Origin of the sequence: Kordiimonas sp. SCSIO 12603 (assembly GCF_024398035.1) — a bacterium.
GTDB lineage: Bacteria > Pseudomonadota > Alphaproteobacteria > Sphingomonadales > Kordiimonadaceae > Kordiimonas.
In genome coordinates, this window is record NZ_CP073748.1 from 3,579,059 (window position 1) to 3,601,049 (window position 21,991).

Annotated in this window: 18 protein-coding genes and 1 tRNA gene; 12 read left to right on the top strand and 7 right to left on the bottom strand. The window is 44.7% G+C overall.

Features of this window, described 5'->3' with window-relative positions:
* Nucleotides 1-68 precede the first annotated feature (68 nt).
* Both KFE96_RS16785 and KFE96_RS16790 read left to right on the top strand, forming a co-directional pair.
* Nucleotides 69-671 carry an energy transducer TonB gene (locus KFE96_RS16785; protein ID WP_247017238.1) on the top strand — a complete coding sequence of 201 codons (603 nt, stop codon included), beginning with the start codon at nt 69-71 and terminating at the stop codon, nt 669-671.
* 14 nt (nt 672-685) lie between these two features.
* The gene (locus KFE96_RS16790) at nt 686-1,087 is read left to right on the top strand and encodes a biopolymer transporter ExbD (RefSeq protein ID WP_255833684.1); all 402 of its coding nucleotides are present in this window, start codon (nt 686-688) and stop codon (nt 1,085-1,087) included.
* A gap of 32 nt (nt 1,088-1,119) precedes the next feature.
* Here KFE96_RS16790 and KFE96_RS16795 read toward each other — a convergent pair whose 3' ends face one another.
* From KFE96_RS16795 to KFE96_RS16815, 5 genes are all read right to left on the bottom strand, one after another.
* Entirely contained in the window at nt 1,120-2,385 is a 1,266-nt protein-coding gene (locus tag KFE96_RS16795; RefSeq protein WP_255833685.1) for a serine hydrolase, read from the bottom strand.
* A 167-nt stretch (nt 2,386-2,552) separates the two neighbouring features.
* On the bottom strand, nt 2,553-8,018 hold the full coding sequence (locus KFE96_RS16800; RefSeq protein WP_255833686.1) for a hypothetical protein: 5,466 nt from the start codon (nt 8,016-8,018) through the stop codon (nt 2,553-2,555).
* A gap of 517 nt (nt 8,019-8,535) precedes the next feature.
* Entirely contained in the window at nt 8,536-9,648 is a 1,113-nt protein-coding gene (locus KFE96_RS16805) for a hemolysin family protein (RefSeq protein ID WP_255833687.1), read from the bottom strand.
* A gap of 98 nt (nt 9,649-9,746) precedes the next feature.
* A complete protein-coding gene (locus KFE96_RS16810; protein ID WP_255833688.1) occupies nt 9,747-11,180 on the bottom strand; it encodes a hypothetical protein in 1,434 nt (477 codons plus the stop codon).
* A gap of 149 nt (nt 11,181-11,329) precedes the next feature.
* Nucleotides 11,330-11,416, bottom strand: a tRNA-Leu gene (locus tag KFE96_RS16815).
* 146 nt (nt 11,417-11,562) lie between these two features.
* Here KFE96_RS16815 and KFE96_RS16820 point away from each other — a divergent pair.
* Genes KFE96_RS16820 through KFE96_RS16830 form a run of 3 tightly spaced genes read left to right on the top strand, consistent with a single transcriptional unit; the run spans nt 11,563 to nt 13,238 of the window.
* Entirely contained in the window at nt 11,563-12,141 is a 579-nt protein-coding gene (locus KFE96_RS16820; RefSeq protein ID WP_255833689.1) for a YqaA family protein, read from the top strand.
* Nucleotides 12,142-12,148: 7 nt separating this feature from the next.
* Complete coding sequence (locus KFE96_RS16825) at nt 12,149-12,634, top strand: disulfide bond formation protein B (RefSeq protein ID WP_255833691.1); 486 nt, start codon at nt 12,149-12,151, stop codon at nt 12,632-12,634.
* Nucleotides 12,635-12,647: 13 nt separating this feature from the next.
* Entirely contained in the window at nt 12,648-13,238 is a 591-nt protein-coding gene (locus KFE96_RS16830; protein WP_255833694.1) for a demethoxyubiquinone hydroxylase family protein, read from the top strand.
* A gap of 13 nt (nt 13,239-13,251) precedes the next feature.
* Here the strand turns inward: KFE96_RS16830 and KFE96_RS16835 are convergent, their stop codons facing one another.
* Entirely contained in the window at nt 13,252-13,827 is a 576-nt protein-coding gene (locus KFE96_RS16835; RefSeq protein WP_255833695.1) for an HNH endonuclease, read from the bottom strand.
* Nucleotides 13,828-14,067: 240 nt separating this feature from the next.
* On the opposite strand from KFE96_RS16835, the gene gluQRS reads away from it, so the two are divergent.
* Entirely contained in the window at nt 14,068-14,916 is an 849-nt protein-coding gene (gene gluQRS, locus KFE96_RS16840) for a tRNA glutamyl-Q(34) synthetase GluQRS (RefSeq protein ID WP_255833696.1), read from the top strand.
* Here the strand turns inward: gluQRS and KFE96_RS16845 are convergent, their stop codons facing one another.
* Nucleotides 14,917-17,445 (bottom strand): M1 family aminopeptidase, encoded by a 2,529-nt coding sequence (locus KFE96_RS16845; protein ID WP_255833698.1) that lies wholly within the window; start codon nt 17,443-17,445, stop codon nt 14,917-14,919.
* A 313-nt stretch (nt 17,446-17,758) separates the two neighbouring features.
* On the opposite strand from KFE96_RS16845, the gene KFE96_RS16850 reads away from it, so the two are divergent.
* From KFE96_RS16850 to KFE96_RS16875, 6 genes are all read left to right on the top strand, one after another.
* Nucleotides 17,759-18,205, top strand: coding sequence for a helix-turn-helix domain-containing protein (locus KFE96_RS16850; protein WP_255833700.1), 447 nt, complete (start codon nt 17,759-17,761; stop codon nt 18,203-18,205).
* A 118-nt stretch (nt 18,206-18,323) separates the two neighbouring features.
* Nucleotides 18,324-18,512, top strand: coding sequence for an HIG1 domain-containing protein (locus KFE96_RS16855; RefSeq protein WP_247017264.1), 189 nt, complete (start codon nt 18,324-18,326; stop codon nt 18,510-18,512).
* A 3-nt stretch (nt 18,513-18,515) separates the two neighbouring features.
* Nucleotides 18,516-19,082, top strand: a complete 567-nt coding sequence (locus tag KFE96_RS16860) for a cob(I)yrinic acid a,c-diamide adenosyltransferase (RefSeq protein ID WP_255833703.1) — start codon at nt 18,516-18,518, stop codon at nt 19,080-19,082.
* Between the two features lie 195 nt (nt 19,083-19,277).
* Nucleotides 19,278-20,024 carry an electron transfer flavoprotein subunit beta/FixA family protein gene (locus KFE96_RS16865; protein ID WP_255833704.1) on the top strand — a complete coding sequence of 249 codons (747 nt, stop codon included), beginning with the start codon at nt 19,278-19,280 and terminating at the stop codon, nt 20,022-20,024.
* The gene (locus KFE96_RS16870) at nt 20,025-20,951 is read left to right on the top strand and encodes an electron transfer flavoprotein subunit alpha/FixB family protein (protein WP_255833705.1); all 927 of its coding nucleotides are present in this window, start codon (nt 20,025-20,027) and stop codon (nt 20,949-20,951) included.
* A gap of 109 nt (nt 20,952-21,060) precedes the next feature.
* Nucleotides 21,061-21,936: a 3-hydroxybutyryl-CoA dehydrogenase gene (locus tag KFE96_RS16875; protein WP_255833706.1), complete on the top strand. Its 876-nt coding sequence runs from the start codon at nt 21,061-21,063 to the stop codon at nt 21,934-21,936.
* The last annotated feature ends 55 nt before the right edge of the window (nt 21,937-21,991 follow it).

The following is a 21,991-nucleotide window of genomic DNA, read 5'->3' on the forward strand; positions in this document are numbered from 1 at the left end:
TTATATTATAACTTTACATAATCTTTTGATTTGATATTGTTATACTATAACAATCCAGGAGCAAACTAATGAAGATAGGGAAATACATACCAATCACAGCGACAGCCATCACAACCACCAGCGGCTTATTCTTTCTTATGCAAAGCTTAGTCGCTGACAATGAAATACAGGTTGATCAGAGAGAGCCTGTACGCATTATTGATTTTGTACAAGCTATCGAGGAGCCAGAGGTTTCACTCACCGACCGAACAATTGAACCTCCTGTTGAAATAACCCCTCCTCCTCCAAGAGTTGCCCCCTTACCAACAGATACAGAAGGCAATCCAAGCATCAATATTCCTACTGGCCCACCACCCCTTCCTGGTCCACCAGAGGGGCCTCAAATAGGCGGTTATACAGATGGTGCTCAAATACCTCTAGTACGTATACAGGCAAGCTACCCAAGAAAGGCATTAGAGCGCGGTATCGCTGGCTGGGCTGTTGTTGCTTTCCGCATTGATCCATCAGGTACGGTGCAAGACCCAGAAATTATCGAAGCAGAACCTGTAGGCTATTTTGAACGGGCAACTCTAAAGGCCATAAAGAAGTTTAGATACAAGCCAAAAGTTATCAATGGCCAAGCTGTGGAATCTTTCGGTCAGTTCAGAATGGTGTTTAATTTAGATGAATAAGGGCCGAGGGAATTATGCGATATAAATCAAAACAAACTGCTAGCCGTGTTGATATGACTCCTATGTTAGATATTGTCTTCATCATGTTGATTTTCTTCATCGTAACAGCAACTTTCCTTAAGGAAACAGGTGTTACTGTACAAAGGCCGGAAGGCATAGCCAAAGCGCCTGATAAAGAACAACAGGCCTTGGTATTTCACGTTGAAGCAGACAATCGACTTTCACTGAACGGCAGGAATATCGATATCTGGTCAGCTGAAGCTTTAGTAAAAGAAGCCATAACCATAGATCCGGAAACAGCTGTTACCATTAACCTAAAGGAAGGAGCAGATATGAAAACTTTCATGCGTATCTATGACGGCCTTCGAAAGGTTGGCGTGCCCAAATATAGACTGCCTGTCCTGACCCACTCATAAAGAAAAAGGCACCCAAACGGGTGCCTTTTATTCTAATGCACTAACGCGTCATAAACTTTATTACGCATATCCTTACGTAATGGATAAATCCCGGAAGGCAGTACATTCGTCATCAAAATCACGACCAATTCTTCTTTCGGATCAATCCAAAAAATGGTATTTGCCATACCACCCCAAAAATAATTACCAATATTGGTTTGGCCTTTAACAACACTAGGGTCCTGAACAACAGCAAAACCAAGCCCAAAACCTAAACCCTGCTTACCGCCAGCGATACCATTCAAATTACCCGGAAGCTGATTTGTACGCATCATCGCCACAGTCTTTTCTTTAAGCAGACGAACACCATCCAACTCGCCACCATTGGCAATCATCTGTGAAAATCTCCAGTAATCTTCTGTGGTAGACACCAAACCACCGCCGCCAGAAAGCACCCCAGGCTGAACGGTAAAATCCTGCCAAAATTCCCCCTTGTATGGCACAAGGGCCTTCTTTTCATCTAAGGCGTACATCTCTACCAGACGAGATTGCTCATCCCCCTCAGCATAGAATCCGGTATCATCCATTCCAAGTGGTTTGAAAATACGCTTACTAAAGAATTCGTCTAGTTCCATTCCGGATAGAACTTCAATCAAGCGACCCTGTACATCAACTGATAAAGAATACACCCATGCACCACCCGGTTGGTATAATAGCGGTTCCTTACCGAGCTTTTCCGTAAGTGTTTTAATAGAATCATCAGCGCCAAAAGAGAAAACACCATTTTTTCGGTACGACCTATCAACGGGGGTATCAGAGAAAACGCCATAGGAAAGGCCTGCAGTATGGCGCATTAGATCCAATATAGTCGCTTCTCTATTTGCTGGAACCGTTTTAAAGCCATCTTCATCTTGCCCTGCAAACACACGTTGGTCTGCAAAGCTAGGTAAATACTTGGAAACAGGATCATCCAAACTGAATTTTCCCTCTTCCCAAAGCATCATTAACGCTGCTGTCGTTATTGGCTTTGTCATGGAATAAATTCTGAAAACAGCTTCATCTCCCATCGCCTTGCCTGCAGCGATATCCTGATCTCCGTAGGTTTCGAAATGAGCAACCTTACCCTGTCTGGCAACTAGAGTGGTTAATCCAGCAAGCTTCCCGCTATCTACATAACCTTGAAAATGCTTTTTTAGGTCTTCTAGTTTAGCAGAAGACAAGCCAACGGCTTCCGGCTCAACTTTTGGCAGGTCTTTTGCTGATACACTGGCAGATAACGCCGCCCAAGCGCCTACACATAAAACAAATGATCTAAGCATTATCTATCCTCTCCCCTGTTGCTTTCTAGTAAACTATGGCATCGAGGATATTGTTCAAGAGCTGTATCCACGATGAACGTTCATATAAGATTAGCGTATGAAATAATTAGAGTAACAAAAAAGCCCGCACGATCTCTCGCACGGGCTCTTTCACTTATTTTGGTACTTTAGAAAATATAGTTCACAGTAGATAGATCAGACAGTTCTATACCTTCAATAAACACACTGTCATCACCGCCAAGATCAATACGGACACCATCTACACCATCAACAGTAACACCTGTTGCCGCGCCTACGACATCAGCAGCTGAAGTGAAATCGGTGGCAGAAAAAGACAGATTCAGAACATCGGCGCCTAGGTTGAAATCATTAATGGTATCCTGTCCAGCATTACGCCCAAAGATGAAGATATCTTCACCAGCGCCACCAGACAGTACATCATCGCCTGGACCTGCCCATAGCACATCATTACCAGCGCCGCCATTTACGGTATCATCGCCCTGACCACCGTATAGCGTGTCTCGACCAATACCACCTTCAACTTCATCATCGCCCTGGCCGCCAAGGAGAGTATCATCGCCTTCACCACCAATGATGCCATCATTACCAGCACCGCCATAAATTAAGTCGTTATCAGCGCCACCATCAACTTCATCATCACCCGCGCCAGCACCAAGAGTATCAGAACCTTGACCACCTTGAACGACATCATCCCCGGTGTCACCAGCGCCAGCGAAACTTGTGTCAGCACCAGCACCTGCAATGATCGTATCATCACCGTCACCCGCAATGATAAAGTCATCACCTGCATCTGCATCGATTACATCATTACCGGCACCGCCATCAAATAGCTCAGCAGCTTCAGAACCAGTCTGTTCATCATCACCATCGCTGCCTGGAACCACGACAATCGGATCAGGCGTCGGCTGCGGATCAGGTGTTGGGTCTGGATCTGGCGTCGGCTGTGGATCAGGTGTTGGGTCCGGATCTGGCGTCGGCTGTGGATCAGGTGTTGGATCCGGATCTGGCGTCGGCTGTGGATCAGGTGTTGGATCCGGATCTGGCGTCGGCTGTGGATCAGGTGTTGGATCCGGATCTGGCGTCGGCTGTGGATCAGGTGTTGGATCCGTCGTAGATGCAGCAAATGTAATAACACCAAGCAGAGGATCATGGTCACTAGCAGCGTCCACAAAGCCCGCATTTACATGAACAATATCAAACTCAACATTACCATTCAGGTTTTCACTTACGAGGAACTGGTCAATAGCCTGGGAATTACCTTGGAAGTTAAAGGTGTAACGACCATCTTCAATTGGTACATTATCAACTTGGTTAAAGAGAATTCTATCGTCCCCTTCACCGCCAGCAAGAATGTCTACTGTATTTGAGAAATTGAAATCATTCAGATCACCCAGAACAATGATATTTGCATCACTGTCTGCCGCCAGCAATGTATCTACATAACCATTAAGAGCTGTAGCTTGATCTTCTCGGCGTTCAACACCTGCCTCTTCAGCGGGCTGGTTTGCACCGAAGAGATCATCAGAACCACCTTTAGAAGTGAAATGATTGTTAATAACCGTGAATATTTCACCATTGAATGAGAATTGCGCTTCCAGAGGTAAACGTGAGCCATTGAATGCATCAGCCGATGCAACACCCGCGTTAGTCAACAACGTTTCATCAATAGCTTGCAGGCTACCATCTACCAAGTCTACCCGATCGTCATTATAAAGATAAGCAACCCGGATGTTACCATTTGGTTGTCCGCCCTGTGTATTTTCTGCAACTGGGTCAACAACCGCAAAAGAATATGTTGGTCCGCCTGCAGCTTCAATAGCATCGATGAGAGCTTGTAGCGTTTGATCTGATGCAACAGTACCAGATGAAGAACCGTTGTTATCTTGAACTTCCTGTAAAGCAATCACATCTGGGCTGAGAAGATTGGTTACAATCTGCTGTGCCTGTGCTGCGATTTGATCTACATCACCAGGATCAAGATTCAACACGTTATAACTAGCAACAGATACAGAATTTTCATCACCTTGCAACGTAGTGATTTCTGGTACGGTACTGCCATCTGTAACCCCAGCAAACTCTAACGGAATAACCTCAAAGTTACCAAAATTATATGTAAGAATACCCGTTACATCACCAAGCAAATCGCCGATCTGAATATTAGTGGTATTAAAATCAACACCAATACTGCTATCGAAATCAATCTGAATACGCTCAGGATTCAAATCCCCTTCTGTAACAGTAATCACTCCAAGTGGGCTAAAGCCGGTTGCACCCGCGCCCTGATTTGTCACAGTATAAACTTCGCCAAAACTTTCGCCGGTAGAAACAGCGATAGCGTCTTCAACAATAACACGCGTACCCTCAAGAGATTCATAAAAATCAATAGCATTGGTGCTGATATCAAACGTATGATTAGCAACATCTGCAGGGTTAGAAAGATCAATACTAGAACCATTTCCAGAGTTAATGATAACTTCGGTTGGAGGCCTGATACCACCTGCCCCTAGAATAGTCGCTACAGGTAAAGGATTACCAGAAGAGGTTACCGAGATATCAGTTGCATCAATTTGCGTTACTGTGAGGCGACCTGAGAAACCAACTTCTTCCACTTCACCGGTTACCTGCACAGCATCACCAACTGCAACGGTTGGTGTTTCATCGGTTGCCACAAAAATACCATCAGAAGAAACAGGGTTTAAATCACCAGTTGGGTGCTGAATATAGAAACCAGGATTGCTGCTGTCTGTATCGATAGCCGTTACAATACCGGTGGTAATAACAACCTGTCCCTCTAAAGGAGAAAGGTGGTTCTCACCCTGAATTGTGAAAATCTCTGCTTCGACTGGGTTACCTGAACTGCCAGTAGCATTCGTTGTTCCAGGTGTATCATCGGAAACATCACTAAATTCACCTTGCGTGAAATCGCCCTCACCATCAGTGGCCCTAAAGACATGCGCAGGCGTAAATCCATCAGATGACCGAATGACAGTGTCACTATAAGTGATGTCAGGTGTTGCATCGGTATTCGAGAGTGTAACCGAAGCAATAACATTGCCATACGGTGTTACATCAAGTGTACCATCATCGTCAGTATCCAGATCATCATCAACCGCGCCTGTGAAGTCCTGTACAAGAATGAAAGTTACTGGTGAACTGAAGAAATCGAAGCTCTCTTGAATATCACCTGCATCAAAACTATAGCCTGATCCAGGGTTACCCAACAGGAATACACCGTCTGCATCTGCAACACCACCCGTTAAATCAAATACAAAATCGATCTCACCTGGTGCAAACTCGCTGGAAATAGCCAATAAAGTCAGGCCGTCCAAGCTAGCTCCTGGAGTGCCATGTAGTTCGACAAAATTACTTGTGTCATCGCTAGAACCAGATGATCCGATACGAATTTCGTTAAACTCAAAATCTGGAACAGGTACATTGGAAATACCCGGAGTTGCAGCAAGTGCAGTGATAGTTTCGCCGCCATCAGTTGTGCGTCCAACAGATTGGTTATCTGCATCGCCGTTTTCCGCTTCGCTAAACTGAGTAGTTTCACCAAACCCTGTAAGCAAGCCGCTGTCGTCTGCATCACCGTCATCATATACAATCACATCAATCAAGTTTGTTGTTGTAATTGGTGTATCGTTCGGGAAATCAGCCTCTGTACCTTGATAAAGAGCAACGGCGTCAGCGCCATTTTGAAGGCCACTGTTACTAAACACCAGATCTACATTTGGAGTTGCAGCATTACCAATTACAAAAAAGCCATTTTCATCAGTGGTATGGCCGTCAAGACTGATCGCATTATAAGATTGGTCATCACTACCGTTAAAGAATACTAAAACAAGACCATCGAGAGATGTATTACCTGCACCACCATCATATAGTTCAATAAATTCCGCAGTATCTGAACCTGGTGTCTGGGCATCTACTTCATTGATCACAATATTAGTACTTACTGGGGCTGAAGGCGATGGAGCAGCAGAGTTTGCAGCACCCGGTGTTGCGATCAATACGCCCTCTGTATCACCACCATCTGAAGTACGGCCAATAGTATGCCTATCAGCATCCTCAAAGCCGTCTTCGTCCAGAGCTGTTGTTTCACCTAAAGCTGTAAGAAGCGCGCTTGCATCACCACCAGTGTTATACACAACAGCATCTATCAAATTTACAGTAGTTGCGGCAGTGCCATCCGGGAAATTAGCCGCTGTATCCTGATAGAGAGCTACTCCATCCGGGCCATTTTGAATAAGGTTAACTGCAATCACCTGATCCACGCCAGTAACAGCGTTAGAACCAACTACAAAGTAACCATCAGCATCCGTTGTTTGACCAGTTAGATCAATCGTTAGGTACGAGTTTGTGGTATCACCATCAAAAAGAACAAGGATCAGTCCATCAAGCGACGCATTCCCAACACCACCATCATAAATCTCAATAAACTCTGATGTATCAGCACCAGCATCTGTTGTTGTGTCAATTTCATTGATAACAAACACAGGCTCAGGGGCAGGTTCAGCATTTTCGGCGCCTGCAGTAACACTTGTTTCTTCAAAGTTTTGCCCTGACAGTCGGCCAAGGGAACTAGCGCCATCGCTATCTGAAGCACTATCATCAAACTGCGTACTTTGATTCAAGCCTGTAAGCAGCCCCGTGTCATCAGCATCACCTGAACCATAAACAACGGCATCAACAAGGTTAGTATCTGTTACCGCCGTGCCATCCGGGAAATCAGAAGCTGAAGCTGTGAAAAGCCCAATCGCATCAGCACCAGTTTGCAGCCCAAGTGAAGCAATGGTAAGGCCCGCTCCTGCGACACCAGCATCACCGACTACGAAATAGCCGTTTGCATCAGTAGTTTGGCCGGTAAGATCAATAGTACGGTAAGATTGATCTGTATCGCCATCAAACAGTACAAGGACCAAACCATCTAGCGCACTGTTGCCAATACCGCCGTCAAATAGCTCAATAAACTGATTTGCCGTATCTGCGGCATCAGCATGGAATTCGTTAATGGTAAAAGTTGCAGATGCCTCAAACACCTGATTAGCTGTACCAGGTGTGTTAATCGCTTCCCCGTTTTCTGCTTGGGCGCCATTAATGATACCTTGTCCATCAAAATCGTTACGTACCCAATCAGCTACAGCATCGGTGTCAGTACCATCCGTTGTGCGTGACGCACCTCCAACAGTGTTTGAATCACCATCAAAACCTCGTGTGAGCACAACAGGAGAGTATGTCTGATCGCCACTGCCACCGTCATTCACAGCAACACTATCAATAATCGCATCCCAAGGTGTTACATCAAGTACGCCATCATTATCTGAATCGAGATCATCACCATCCGCACCAGTAAAGTTTGTAACTAAAAGCAATGTCCCTGTACCGTTCTGGATCGCATTACTTTGGAAATCAGTAACCCAGAAACCATTCTCATCTGTCGTACCCACTTGATATACGTTATTGATACGGCCCAACGCGTTACTGTCACCGTCAATATCTATGATCCAGTAGTTAGAAAGATCGGTATTTGGGTCTCCAAATATTTCAATATACTCATTCGTATCTGAGCTGGTGTGATTTGCTACAAACTCATTAATTACCGGTGCTGGCATTTCCCTATTCCCAAGTCTTTTAATCAAAACTTCTCCAGCCCCAAAACTCTGGCCGAAGTCATGCTTAATATTATTTTCGCTAAGTTCCTGACGAAACGGTCAGAAAGTTACGGGATATAAACCATTCATCAATGACATATTTATTAATAGAAATTTAACCATATTTAACTGATTGAATTATCAGCAAACTTTTCTATTTTATACACATGTGATCAAAAAAGTTTAAATCACTTAAAACCATAGGTAGGATTTTCACTTTTGGTAAAGTTGCAGTGATTCACAAAATTTTAACTATTTTACAAGGCACTATCACAAGGCTATTTCACGAGTATTGTGCGCCTCTGATCTAGCAAAAAGTGTAGAGTTAAAAGTCTTATAAAAGTTAGAGGCAGCAATAATGAGAAGGGTTTTGTCAGCAGTATTAAAGAAAATGGCGCGACAATCACCATGTTCCACATCTTGAAATAACGAGAAATCGCTTTTACATCAAGTGAGAAAATACACTTACTTTACATCACTAAACATCCGTCCCATTCCCGGACTTGTCCTTATTAAGAACAGTTACATCAATCCCTAGTTTCCGTGCTCTTTCTTGCCATTGAAGGCGGGCCAGAGAACGCATATCTTCTACATTGTCCATCTCATCCATGATCTCCATACCCAAAAGGGCCTCAATCACGTCTTCAAGTGTTACAATCCCTTTAGTGCCGCCAAAAGCATCTTCAACAAGGGCAATATGCTGTCTGCTATTCAAGAAATACTCTAACAAATCTGGGAGTGTACTATCTTCAGCGACACGCTTAATATCTCTTGATAAATCACTTAATCGCGCATCTTGGTTAGCCTGCGTCTCAAACGCCAACACTTCATCCCTCAACACAACACCCTGAATATCATCAAGATTTTCACCATAAACCGGCATCCGGGAGAATGTATTTGCCAAACTTGCCTTTGAAGCTTCAACGATAGGTGTGTCAATATGTAGTGCAGCTACCACCGTACGAGGTGTCATAATATCAGTCGCGTTTAATTGGCTAAACTGGATAAGATTTCTAATGATCTTTGCTTCTTGTTTTTCAATATGCCCGGAACGCTCACCAATACTTGTCATGGCAAGAAGTTCATCCCGGGAGAAAGGGTGAACTGGTTTACCTTTTGCTATTAGTTTAGTTAACCCTTCGGATACCCTGATAAGTGGATAAAGCAAGACAATGGAAAATCGGATAAACCCCATGGTTGGCCCGATAAGGTTCGTCCAGTATATGGCCCCAATGGTTTTAGGAATAATTTCAGATAAAAATAAAATAGCCAGTGTCATTACACCTGAGAACACGCCAATCCAAGCACTACCGAACACTGTTGATGCCTGAGCACCCGCTGCAATAGCACCTAATGTATGTGCTATCGTATTCACACTAAGAATAGCCGCTAGTGAACGGTCCACATTATCCTGCCTAAGGCTTTTTAGCCGCTCAGCCCTCTCCGGATTTTCGCCTTTCATCTTCTCAATATACGAAGGTGTAATACTGAGTAGTACAGCCTCTGCGATAGAGCAGAGGAATGAAAACAACAAAGCAATTGAAACGAAAATCACTAACAAGATAATGTCAGCTGATGATGGATCAGGCATAAAGGCATCCTCACATTAAAGATAAAGTAAGGATACACACCAAACATAAACTGGTCTAAGTAAAAAAGAACCTGCAATCCCTACTTACTGGCTAGATTTTACCCACCTGCACAAATACTGTATCCCTCAGGGCATACCCCACCACCATATAGCTTTATAGCATGATCAAACTCATCATCTGTTAGTATCCGTGAGCTATGCCCATCAAGATAAGCGCTGACATCAAGGTTCAACCGATTAATCGCTTTTTTAAAATTCACCATATCCTTATGCACCCGCGGCAAAGCGGTCTTTAATTGGGTTTCATAGTGGTCTTCCGCAAACAGAAGTTTTGCCTGTGGGATATACATCACTAAATTATGCTCCGAATGAGCAGTAGAGATATCATAGATTTCCACCTGCCCATCAGCCAAAGAAGCAAATGTATCCACTTCTTGAACTTGCTCATCCTTGAGCTGTGTCCCCACCCTATCCTTCACGGCTGGCAAATGTTCTGTTGCCGTAATGATCGTAGCACCAAGCTCCGCAACCTCTGGAAGGACAGCCAGATGTTCACTGTGGTGATGAGTTAAAACAAAAGAGCGAACTGGCTTGCTTTCACCTCTATACTCATGGAGTTTCTCTAAGGTATCTTTAAAGCCCCGCTGCCCACCCGAAGCAATATAAGCATCACCCGTATCAACAAAAACCGTATAGGATCGGCCTTTTCCTACCAGATATGTGTTTTTCGCAACTGCCTGTATTGTCCATTCAGATGTATCAAGCACTTCACCCCAAGGTGTGAAACCAGCAGGCACATTAAATGCGCCCTTTAGTGGCGGGTTCAAAATTACTTTCCGGTCAAGTGACACTTGCCGTGGTTGATCACCAACAAAGAAATTCATATCCTGCGCATACACTATGCCATCAGCATGTATATGATTTGAGAAAACATAGCTCAGCGTACCTGCACGCGGGTGGCTTCGCTCCATTTTAGAGATAAAGCCGGTATCTTGCTGGATATAGAGAATCGCCTCAAATCCAGAAAGAAATCTCACCTTCAGCATTTCATGTAATGTGCCTCTAAAATAGCCGTTTCCCAAGTACTCGGCAGAGGTTAGAATCTTAGGCAACACGCGAGCAATCATCGTATCACTAGCCCTTACTGCACTTGCACCAACACTATCAAATGTCAACCAATCTTCATCTGAATATTTCTGATTGAGAATATCGTAGAGGCGCCCCTTCTCACCGTCGAACACAAACCTTTCCAAATCTACAGAGGTGCGAGAAACACGCCAGGAAAGCATAGTTTTTCTGCGTTTCTCAAAATCTATAAGGAGCTCTGACTTTTCCCGGAAAAAGTCGGGTCGCTCCAAACTCGCATCTTGTCCTGGCCAAAGAAGTTTCTTATGCTCAAATATATTTATTGAACGAGCTAAGGTTAAATAATCCCCACCATAAACCTGATGCGTTTTGGCTATTATAGTTTCTTCTCTATCACCTGCCTGCAATGAAACAGATGATGCAACAAACACTAAAAATAACGACACGGACATCTTTATCCGAGGTACGAAGCTTTTCATAAAAACATTCCCGAACTGCCATTTATATAAAGTAATGAGCCAAGCTGATGGCATATGCGGAAAGCATACAGCTCAAATGTCGAGATTATGTCGTAATGAAGATTTTGGAAGAAAAGTGGTGCCCCCGGTCGGAATCGAACCGACACTCCCGTAAGGGAACGGGATTTTGAATCCCGCGCGTCTACCAATTCCGCCACAGGGGCAACTGTCCGGTGAGGTAGTCGGCGCATCATATCCAAAAAGGTCGCCTCGTCAAGCTGCGAATATCCTAAAATAAATATATCCCTGATTGTTACCCTCCCGGCTTTTTGCTAAGGCTGAAAGCAACATTGCACCGGGGAGAAAATGTGTGCTCAGAAAGCTATATGACTGGACCATAGAAAAAGCACAAAGCCCAGCTAGCGAGCGCTGGCTTGGAGGTCTGGCATTTGCGGAAAGTAGCTTTTTCCCGATCCCTATTGATATCATGTTAATTCCAATGATTTTGACAAATCGGCTGAAAGCGTGGCGCCTTGCCACTATCACCCTCATCATGTCTGTGCTGGGTGGTGTTGCTGGCTATATGATTGGCGCTTTCCTTTTTGAAGTGATTGGTCAGCCCATCATTGATTTTTATGGGTACGGTGAGAAATTTGCCGAATTTCAGGAATACTATAAAGAATATGGTATCTTGATTGTGCTTGTAGCTGGTTTCACACCACTGCCGTTCAAAGTGGTTACCATTGCTTCGGGAGCAGTAGGGCTGAACCCTGCAGTTTTCACGTTGGTTTCTATTCCAGCCCGCGGTGCGCGTTTCTATCTGGTAGCAGCTCTTCTCTATATGTTCGGGGAACCTATCAAAGATTTTATCGAAAAACGCTTGGGTTTAGTGACAAGTGCGATGATGATATTGGGCATTCTCGGCTTTGTAGCGATTAAATATATTTAGGGATAATATGAACACCTTCCTTCAAACACTTATCAAAGAGCAACCGGTTCGCTTTGGCGGTCTTGTGGCTTTCGGCTTGCTTGCCGGCGCATATGGTTTTCAGTTTGCTGGGTACCCTCCATGTGAAATGTGTTGGTGGCAACGCTACCCCTATATGGCCATGATACTACTCGTGCTTGCCTCTGTTTTCACCAAAACAGATAAAAACCGTTGGGTACTACTCCTCGTAACTCTTCTTTTTGCTGCGGATGCATCCATCGCTGTTTTCCATGCAGGTGTTGAACAAAAATGGTGGGAAGGTTTCACCACATGTTCATCGGGGCTTGATTTATCTGGCAATATTGAAGATGCGCTCGCCGCTATTAATGCGGCCCCTGTCGTACGGTGCGACGAAATACCATGGTCCCTTTTCAGCATTTCAATGGCAGGCTATAATGCAATTATCGCAACCGGTATGACCATCTACTGCGCAGTAAAGTTCAAACGGTCCTGAAAGCACGTTCGCCATGACAGATAAAGAACCAGTTCATAAACCAACGCTTGAAAAGCAAACGCCTGCACGCCCACTTCCGGGTGACCGGGATATATCCGAGCAAGCGAAGCGCATGATCCGTGTTGACCATGCTGGTGAATTCGGCGCTGTGCGCATATATGCGGGTCAGCGCGCTATCATGGGCGACAAACATCCTAAAGCAGGCCTCCTTAAGCATATGTACGAGCAAGAAGAAGTGCATCTGGAGCGTTTCAACAAGTTCATTCGCGAACGCGGCGTGCGCCCAACTATCATGGCGCCTTTCTGGCATGTTGCAGGTTTTGCGCTAGGTGCAGGTACAGCCCTGATGGGTGAAAAGGCTGCTATGGCCTGCACACAGGCTGTAGAAGAAGTGATCGATGATCATTACCAACACCAGCTTGATACCCTTGATGGTGCGGATCCTGAGCTTGAGGAAATGATTGAGGTTTTTCAGGCTGAGGAAGTGGAACACAAACGTATTGCGGAAGAACACGGTGCTGAAGAAGCACCGGGTTATCCTGTTCTTTCAGCAGCTATCAAAGCTGGCTGTAAAGCTGCAATCTGGATTTCCAAAAGAGTATAAGCATCAAAATCCTCTAACTTTCCAGCTCTGCATCCCAATATAAAAAATCCCGCCAACTTTCATGAAGATAGTTAGGCGGGAATAAACGTCCAATAGTATGTAATTCAGTAGCAGTCGGCCTATAGGGCCAGCGCCTTATGTGCATGCCTGCTTCTTGGGGTGTTCTTCCACCCTTTCGCATATTACACGGTGCGCAGGCTGCCGAGATATTTTCCCAGCTAGTTCGCCCGCCTTGTGTTCTGGGGATCACATGATCAAAGGTAAGGTCTTCTTTCGAACCGCAGAACTGGCATGTAAATTGGTCTCTAAGAAACAAATTAAAGCGAGTAAATGCAGGATATTCAGGCTGTTTCACATATTCCTTAAGCGCAATAACACTGGGCAGTTTCATACTAAAAGATGGTGACCGTACTTCCCTGTCGTATTCAGAAACAATATTCACACGATCAAGGAAAACAGCCTTTAAGGCCAATTGCCAATTCCAAAGACTAAGCGGATAATAACTGAGCGGTCGATAATCCGCATTCAGCACCAGTGCCGGACAGGATTCCGGTGATCTCTGGCTGGTTGGCACAAAGTTAATGCCCATTCTTTCGGTCCCCCTGAACAATCAGACACGGGCAAAACCGATACAACAATCGGTGCTGCCATATACTCAACTCCGATACTCAGTAGAATCAAGATACAGTATTACAGCAGTATGACAAAATACTATATTATGTGCTTTGCTACTTTTTTCTGTATTTTTTAATACGCATACAAACCAAAATCAGATGGCAAAAACAGCGTTTCCTATTTTCTTTTTCTTCTCATATCTTATGGTGCAGCTATGACAGAAAATGACCAGAAATCACATACGTTCACCACACGCTTTGCCCCCAGCCCAACGGGGGGATTACATATGGGGCATGCCTATTCAGCGCTTCTCGCCTTTCATGAAGCGCAAAAGCATAATGGACGTTTTCTGCTCCGGATCGAGGATATTGATACCACCCGCTGCAAACCTGAATTTATTGAAGATATCTACAGGGATTTAGAGTGGCTTGGCCTTAGATGGGAAGCCCCCGTTCGGTGTCAGAGTCAACACTTCACTGATTTTCAGCAAGCACTTGATACGCTTAAAAGCATGGGGGTTATCTACCCATGTTTTTGCACCCGGAAAGAAATCCAGAACACTCAGCCCCAAATAGGGCCAGAAGGCATTATCTATCCCGGCACCTGCAAACATCTAACCGCAGAAGAACAGCAACAGCTTATAGATGTGGGTAAATCTCATTCATGGAGGTTAAATCTGGATGCCGCACTAGAAAAAATAGACACACCTATGTTTTGGCGGGATCAAATCGCAAGACAAATAGCTGCGACCCCTGAACTACTGGGAGATGTTATTCTAGCGAGAAAAGATACACCAACGAGCTATCACCTTTCCGTTGTGGTGGATGATGCTTTGCAAAACATCACCCATGTAATCAGAGGAAAAGACCTCTGGCATGCGACACACATTCATGTGGTTTTGCAGGCTCTTCTTAAGCTTCCGCAACCTCAATACTGGCACCATGATTTGCTGCTTGACGAAAGCGGTGAAAAGTTCGCTAAACGCAACAAATCCATGACGCTAAAGTCCATTCGCGAGGGCGGTACTAGCGTAAAAGATTTATACACAAAGCTGGGCTTTTAATTACTTCCCACCTGTTAATTTATGAGCCCGCTTTGTCTGATCTGCTGCTTGTAAAAGTTTTAACTTCAGTTGGTAATTATAACTCGGATGTTCTTTCAAGAAGGTATCAATCATATCGACAGCCTCTTCTGATCGGTGTGAATTCAACGTCGCGACTATCCAACGCCCTGGAAAGAAAATATCACCAGTTTTCTGAATGTCTTCTAACAGCTCAATACTTGGTTCAATAAATCTTTCAGCATGTTTGCGCCTTAAAGGGTGATGCAAATAAGAAATTGCAGATAAAACCCAAGCTTCTACTGCACGATGTTTTTCTTGCTTTAACAATTCAAAGAAAGTTTCTCTGATATTCCTATCCGGTGAAAGGGCTCCTGCCACAAATTTAAACCTGTGTTGACGATCTGGGTTCTGAATTGCAGCATATTGCTGATTAATAATTTTTTGCCCAAACTTGGGAAGTTTAATCGCTAATGTGGAAGCAAGTCTTATTCTGTCAATCTCAGACAAGACCAAACCTTCAATTTCAATGGTACCTTCCCATACAGCATACAAATAACTCAACTGCTTACGTGAAATGGCAATATTTTGAAAACTACGAAATAACCGTTTCTGGATCGATTTATTTGTTTCCGAAAGCACTGCTTTTAAGAGCATTGCTTCCAATTCTTTTGCGGTTTTGTTGCGCTGTTTTTCAGGCAGAAAATTCCAGAAGATATTTTCGATCTGTGTAAGAACTAAACCCTGTAATAACTGATTAGGTTCCTGAAACATCCTTTCAGACAAGAAATTATAGTATTCATATGGCGCTATAGATTTGTCACCACCCAGCATACGTTCATATGCACTAATGAAAACACTAGCTCTTTCCAATTCAGAAAACGCCCCCCAGTGCTCCCTAATCGATCCCAAATCAACGGGGAAAACACCGTAGCCTTTACCGTCTGTGTTGAAGAGCAACACATCACCTTCAGCCAGTACGACATCCACGTTTGCATCTGCGAAATTAACTGTTTGGCTTTTAGAAGCACCATCTAATTTACGAACGGTGAATTGCTGCGGCCACACTCTTCCTTTATTCATAGGGTCAGACTGTTCCAAACCACTACCGGAGACATTAATATATGGCATCCTGGGTGAATTAACCCACACTTCACTCCATGCTTTCAGGTCGTGCTCTGAACGTCGATCTAGAATGCTGATCAACCCCGGCCATGTAGCATTGGCACCGGCAAATGTATTTAAATACTCTTGGATACCTGTTTGGAACTCTTCCTTACCTAAAAGCAACTCAAGCTGCTGCATCATAATCGGCGCTTTATTGTAGATAATACTGCCATACAAAGTGCCTGCCTCATTTAAATTTGGCAGTTCCTGACGGATAGCATTTGCCCCTTCAGTTCGGTCTACTGCATAAGCCCTTGGGAAATTTCTGATATGAAAATTCAGATCATGGTTCACATCAGGAAAGCTTGGGTTAACAATTTTCGCAGCCATAAAATTAGCAAACACTTCTTTGGTCCATACATCATTGAACCAATCCATCGTTACGAGGTTACCAAACCACATATGCGCAACTTCATGTGCAATAAGATTTGCTCGCCCAAGCTCCTGAGCTTTTGATGCATCTTTCTCCAGAAACAAACTGCTTGCCCGGTACTGAATGGCACCAACGTGTTCCATACCGCCATACTGAAAGGCTGGAATTAAGGCGAAATCCATTTTCTGAAAGGGATGCTTGATACCCGTATAGTCTTCAAGCCATTTAAGTGCCGCATAATGCTGATCAAAAATTTCATCCACATTTTGCTCTAATTTTTCTGTATCAGTTTCGCGGTGCAGCATCTGGAAAATTTGACCGTTATGTTCCCGGCGTACGACATCAAAACGGCCAGCAACAAAGGAGAAAAGATAACTACTGATACGGTCACTGGTTTGAAAGGCTATGGTTTTCACGCCAGCATCTATGGATTGGTGTTTCACTGCACCATTAGCAATTGCCTGCCAGGCTTCTGGCATTGTAAGGGTAAGATTATAGGTAGCTTTCAGGTTTGGTTGATCAAACACCGGAAAGGCAGTTCTGGCACGGTCGGGCACGAACAGTGTATAAAGATAATCATCGTTCCGGTTTAAAGAACTTTGCCCCGCGAAAAACTCTATTTTAACACTATTTTCACCAGCATTAAGGAATGTACCACTTAGCACCAAATGTTCTTTTTCAAATCTGATACTTCTTTCCGTATCATTCACCCACAACTGACGTATTTTTTCGCCGTTCTCTTTGAAATCCAACTGCAACGTTTCAGGAATACTGGAAAGAGCAAACGTAATAATTGCTTGGCTGTTAATTTCAGCTTCTGCATCATCCTTCAGATTAAAAGTGAGATCATAGTGGATATTGGAGAGAAGCTGCTTTCGTTCTTTCGCAAGCTCAAGAGACACACCTGGCTCAATCGGAGCGGCTAAAACATTACTTTCACTAAAAGAAATCCAAACTAGTAAAGCAGTAAACAAGCTAAAGAGTCGCGGCATAACAGTGTCCCGTTCAGTTACAATAGAGGTATTTTATCGAACACATCGCGGAAGGCCAGCCACAAAGATGTTAGAAGGCCTGCCTATGGGAGAGAACAGGCCTCCATTTAGTTAGTCGGAACTACTGCAACAACACTGGGCAGCATCCCGTGCTTTACAGTCACAATTTGTACATTCACAGCTTGAGCCACACTTACACTCACATGTTTGCTCTTCTGTCATCTTCAATTCCTTTCTTAAGTTTTCATTCAAGAAAATAAAGGCTACAATCTGTAGCAACTACAGATTCAAGAGTTTTTTTCAGGAAATAGGTATGCGGCTATCCATTGGAAAATTGAGTAAGAAAAGCGACGTGAATATTGAGACAATTCGCTACTATGAACGTATCAAACTCATGCCTCCCCCTTTCAGAAGCGATGGTGGTCACCGAATCTATGACGAAACTCATATGGAGCGCCTCCTGTTTATTCGTCGTTGTCGCGATCTCGGATTTCCACTTGAGGATATCCGAAGCCTTCTCGATATGGCTGATCAGGATGAACATTGTTCCAGCATGCGGCCAACTGCTTTTACACACCTAGATGTGGTGCGCGCCAAAATCGCAGCTCTTCAAGAAATGGAAAAAGCACTCACAACCATACTTGATGATTGCCGGGATTGTGCCACCCCAGCCTGCAGTGTCAGTAATGCTTTGTTCGGATGTGCCGTTCGAAGCTGCGCCTGCTCCGGCAGTGCAGATTTAAAACTAATCAATGTGTAAGAAACCCACATCACATAAGTGAGACACACTGTCGCGATCACCGATTAAGAGTTGTCCTTATATTCCTGGCGACTATTATGCGAGCATGTGAGGTTTATAAATTACGAATGGAAATTCAATGAAAGCCATTTTTGTATTGGCAATTCTAAGCGCCGTAGCAACGTTAATCGTAATGCTGATGGGCGTGATGACGATGGGAAAAACAGAGAAGAAAAACCAACGCCGCGGCCAAAAACTTATGCGCGCCCGTGTTACTCTTCAGTTCACTACACTTTTCCTTTTGATTCTTGCTGCTGCCACCGGCTAATCAATGGTCAAACTAACTAAAATCTATACTCGAGGCGGCGACAAAGGACAAACATCCCTTGTTGATGGTAGTCGGCTCGATAAAGATAATGCCCGCATTACCGCATACGGCGATGTAGATGAAACAAACTCTATCATTGGCCTAGCCCGCCTGCACACCAAAGCAGCGGCGGATGATATGCTGTCGCGAATTCAAAACGATCTCTTTGATCTGGGCGCAGATCTTGCGACCCCTGGTGACGATTTCACACCTGGTGAAATGACCCTCCGCATAACCAGCGAGCAGGTTGAACGGCTTGAAAAAGAGATAGACACACTGAACGCCGAACTAGCACCGCTGAATAGCTTTATTCTGCCGGGCGGTAGCTCAGCGAGTGCTTTTCTTCATCAAGCTCGTACCGTATGTCGCCGAGCAGAACGCCACGCTATAACAGCTTCAAAAGAAACAGCTATTAATCCTGAAGCAATAAAATATTTGAATCGTCTCTCTGACCACCTATTTGTTGCATCAAGGTACCTTAATAATAAAGGCTCTGCTGATGTTTTATGGGTACCGGGAGCCAACAGGTAATCAAACCTTCTTTCGAGGTGTCACCTTACCGTTACGGTTCCCCGGAATATGTTGCACTGCATTGACTCATGCCACCGCATGCGCTAACGCTGTGTACCCTTGAATTTCAAGGATTGGCACTGCCAAATGCCAGTCCTTACACAACTGGAAATGGGGGCTTTGTTGCCCTGCACAAAAACCGGGAGAAGTTAGTCCATGAAAATCATGGTCCCCGTCAAACGGGTAGTCGATTACAACGTGAAAGTTCGCGTAAAATCAGACAACACTGGCGTTGAGCTCGCCAACGTAAAAATGTCCATGAACCCTTTTGACGAAATTGCTGTTGAAGAAGCAATTCGCCTCAAGGAAGCTGGTAAAGCAGAAGAGATCGTTGTTGTATCTGTAGGCCCTAAGCTTGCACAGGAAACAATTCGTACAGGTCTCGCAATGGGTGCTGACCGCGGTATTCTTGTTGAGCATGACGGCGAAACTGAGCCGCTAGCTGTTGCTAAAACGCTGAAAGCAATCGTTGCTGAAGAAAACCCAGATATCGTTCTTCTTGGTAAGCAGGCGATTGACGGTGACAACAACCAAACTGGCCAGATGCTGGCACAGCTTCTTGGTTGGCCACAAGGTACATTCGCTTCGGAAGTTGCTCCTGAAGATGGCGGCCTAAGCGTTACTCGTGAAATCGACGGTGGTTTGGAAACAGTGAAGCTGAACCTTCCTGCTGTTGTAACAACAGACCTTCGTTTGAACGAGCCACGTTATGCGTCTCTACCAAACATCATGAAAGCGAAACGCAAGCCAATCGATATGAAAACACCTGCTGATTACGGTGTAGACATGGGCACGCGCCTTACTGTTCTGAAGGTAGAAGAGCCACCACAACGCGAAGCTGGTATCATGGTTGAAAGCGTTGAAGACCTAGTTTCCAAGCTTAAAGAAAAGGGAGTAATCTAAATGTCTGCTCTCGTATTTGTTGAACACGATAATACAGAACTTAAAGATGCTACACTAGCCGCTGTAACAGCTGCACAGGCATTTGGTGATGTTGACCTTCTTGTTGCTGGTTCTGGCTGCGGCGCTGTTGCTGAAGCCGCAAGCAAAATTGCTGGCGTAAACAAAGTTCTCGTCGCTGACGCTGATGCATACGCTCACCCACTAGCAGAAGAACTTACAGCAGTAGTTCTTGCAAACGCTGAAGGATACGATGCAATCATCGCACCTGCGACAACAACGGGTAAGAACTTCCTGCCGCGTGTTGCAGCCTCTCTTGATGTTGCACAGATTTCTGACATCACAGAAGTTGTTAGCACAGACACATTCAAGCGCCCAATTTATGCTGGTAACGCTATTGCGACAGTACAGAGCGCTGATGCGGTAAAAGTAATCACTGTACGCGGTACAGCGTTTGATAAAGCTGCTGCTGAAGGTGGTTCCGCCAACGTTGAAGATGCTAAAGGCGCAGACACTGTTGGCGTTTCAAGCTTCGTGAAATCAGAGCTCTCTGAATCTGACCGTCCAGAACTTACATCTGCGAAAATCATCATTTCCGGTGGTCGCGGTATGGGTTCAGGCGAAAACTTCGCGATTATTGATAAAGTAGCTGACAAACTTGGCGCAGCTGTTGGTGCATCTCGCGCTGCCGTTGATGCCGGCTTCGTACCAAACGATTATCAGGTTGGTCAAACAGGTAAGATTGTTGCTCCTGAGCTTTACATTGCTGTTGGTATCTCTGGCGCGATCCAGCACCTTGCAGGTATGAAAGACAGTAAAGTGATTGTAGCAATCAACAAAGACGAAGAAGCACCTATTTTCCAGGTTGCTGATTACGGCCTTGTTGCTGATCTATTCGAAGCAGTTCCAGCACTGGAAGCTGCTCTTTAAGACGCATGCTTGAAGCACTTGAGCTTTTAGAAAAAGGGCGTCGATTTCGGCGCCCTTTTTTGTATACTAATAACTAAGAATAAAAATATACCGTTCTGAAAGGGAAGAGATGGTTGATACTGTAGGGGTTGTTGGCGCGGGCCAGATGGGGAATGGCATCGCTCATGTTTCTGCTGTTGCAGGCCTTAATGTTGTGCTTAGCGATGTTTCCATGGAACAGGCGCAAGCTGGTCTCGGTGTTGTTGAACAAAACCTGATGCGGCAGGTTGGCAAAGGTGTTATTTCCGCAGAAGAAATGGAAGCTGCTCTTGGTCGAATTACTTTAGCAGATAATCTATCTGCACATAAAAACTGTGACTTGGTCATTGAAGCAGCGACAGAGAACGAGCAGATTAAAACAAGCATCTTCAAAGAGCTCTGCCCGCACCTGAAATCATCTGCTCTTCTGGCTTCTAACACATCCTCGATTTCCATCACGCGTCTAGCAGCCAGCACAGACCGCCCTGAACAGTTTATGGGGGTTCACTTCATGAACCCAGTACCAGTGATGAAATTGGTTGAACTGATCCCTGGCATCGCGACATCCAAGGAAACACAGGAACGGTTTACACAGTTTACAGATAACCTTGGCAAAGTAACTGCCGTATCAGAAGATTTCCCAGCCTTTATTGTGAACCGTATTTTAATGCCGATGATCAATGAAGCGATCTACACACTCTATGAAGGTGTTGGTTCAGTTGATTGCATTGATAAAGCCATGCGGCTTGGCGCGAACCATCCAATGGGCCCGCTACAGCTTGCGGACTTCATTGGCTTAGACACCTGCCTATCCATCATGCAGGTACTCTATGAAGGTCTTGGTGATAGTAAATACCGCCCTTGCCCGCTGCTGGTGAAATATGTGGAAGCCGGCTGGCTAGGCCGTAAAACCAAACGCGGATTTTATGATTACCGGGTAGAAGGCGAACCAGTTCCAACACGGTAAAACAAAGCATCCGTTATACTGAAACAAGAAGCCCTGTATTATACGGGGCTTTTCT

Coding starts and splice junctions, on each gene's coding strand:
- KFE96_RS16785 (WP_247017238.1), top strand. CDS start 69: ATGAAGATAGGGAAATACATACCAATCACAGCGACAGCCATCACAACC.
- KFE96_RS16790 (WP_255833684.1), top strand. CDS start 686: ATGCGATATAAATCAAAACAAACTGCTAGCCGTGTTGATATGACTCCT.
- KFE96_RS16795 (WP_255833685.1), bottom strand. CDS start 2,385: ATGCTTAGATCATTTGTTTTATGTGTAGGCGCTTGGGCGGCGTTATCT.
- KFE96_RS16800 (WP_255833686.1), bottom strand. CDS start 8,018: ATGCCAGCACCGGTAATTAATGAGTTTGTAGCAAATCACACCAGCTCA.
- KFE96_RS16805 (WP_255833687.1), bottom strand. CDS start 9,648: ATGCCTGATCCATCATCAGCTGACATTATCTTGTTAGTGATTTTCGTT.
- KFE96_RS16825 (WP_255833691.1), top strand. CDS start 12,149: ATGAACACCTTCCTTCAAACACTTATCAAAGAGCAACCGGTTCGCTTT.
- KFE96_RS16830 (WP_255833694.1), top strand. CDS start 12,648: ATGACAGATAAAGAACCAGTTCATAAACCAACGCTTGAAAAGCAAACG.
- KFE96_RS16835 (WP_255833695.1), bottom strand. CDS start 13,827: ATGGGCATTAACTTTGTGCCAACCAGCCAGAGATCACCGGAATCCTGT.
- gluQRS (WP_255833696.1), top strand. CDS start 14,068: ATGACAGAAAATGACCAGAAATCACATACGTTCACCACACGCTTTGCC.
- KFE96_RS16845 (WP_255833698.1), bottom strand. CDS start 17,445: ATGCCGCGACTCTTTAGCTTGTTTACTGCTTTACTAGTTTGGATTTCT.
- KFE96_RS16850 (WP_255833700.1), top strand. CDS start 17,759: ATGCGGCTATCCATTGGAAAATTGAGTAAGAAAAGCGACGTGAATATT.
- KFE96_RS16855 (WP_247017264.1), top strand. CDS start 18,324: ATGAAAGCCATTTTTGTATTGGCAATTCTAAGCGCCGTAGCAACGTTA.
- KFE96_RS16860 (WP_255833703.1), top strand. CDS start 18,516: ATGGTCAAACTAACTAAAATCTATACTCGAGGCGGCGACAAAGGACAA.
- KFE96_RS16865 (WP_255833704.1), top strand. CDS start 19,278: ATGAAAATCATGGTCCCCGTCAAACGGGTAGTCGATTACAACGTGAAA.
- KFE96_RS16870 (WP_255833705.1), top strand. CDS start 20,025: ATGTCTGCTCTCGTATTTGTTGAACACGATAATACAGAACTTAAAGAT.
- KFE96_RS16875 (WP_255833706.1), top strand. CDS start 21,061: ATGGTTGATACTGTAGGGGTTGTTGGCGCGGGCCAGATGGGGAATGGC.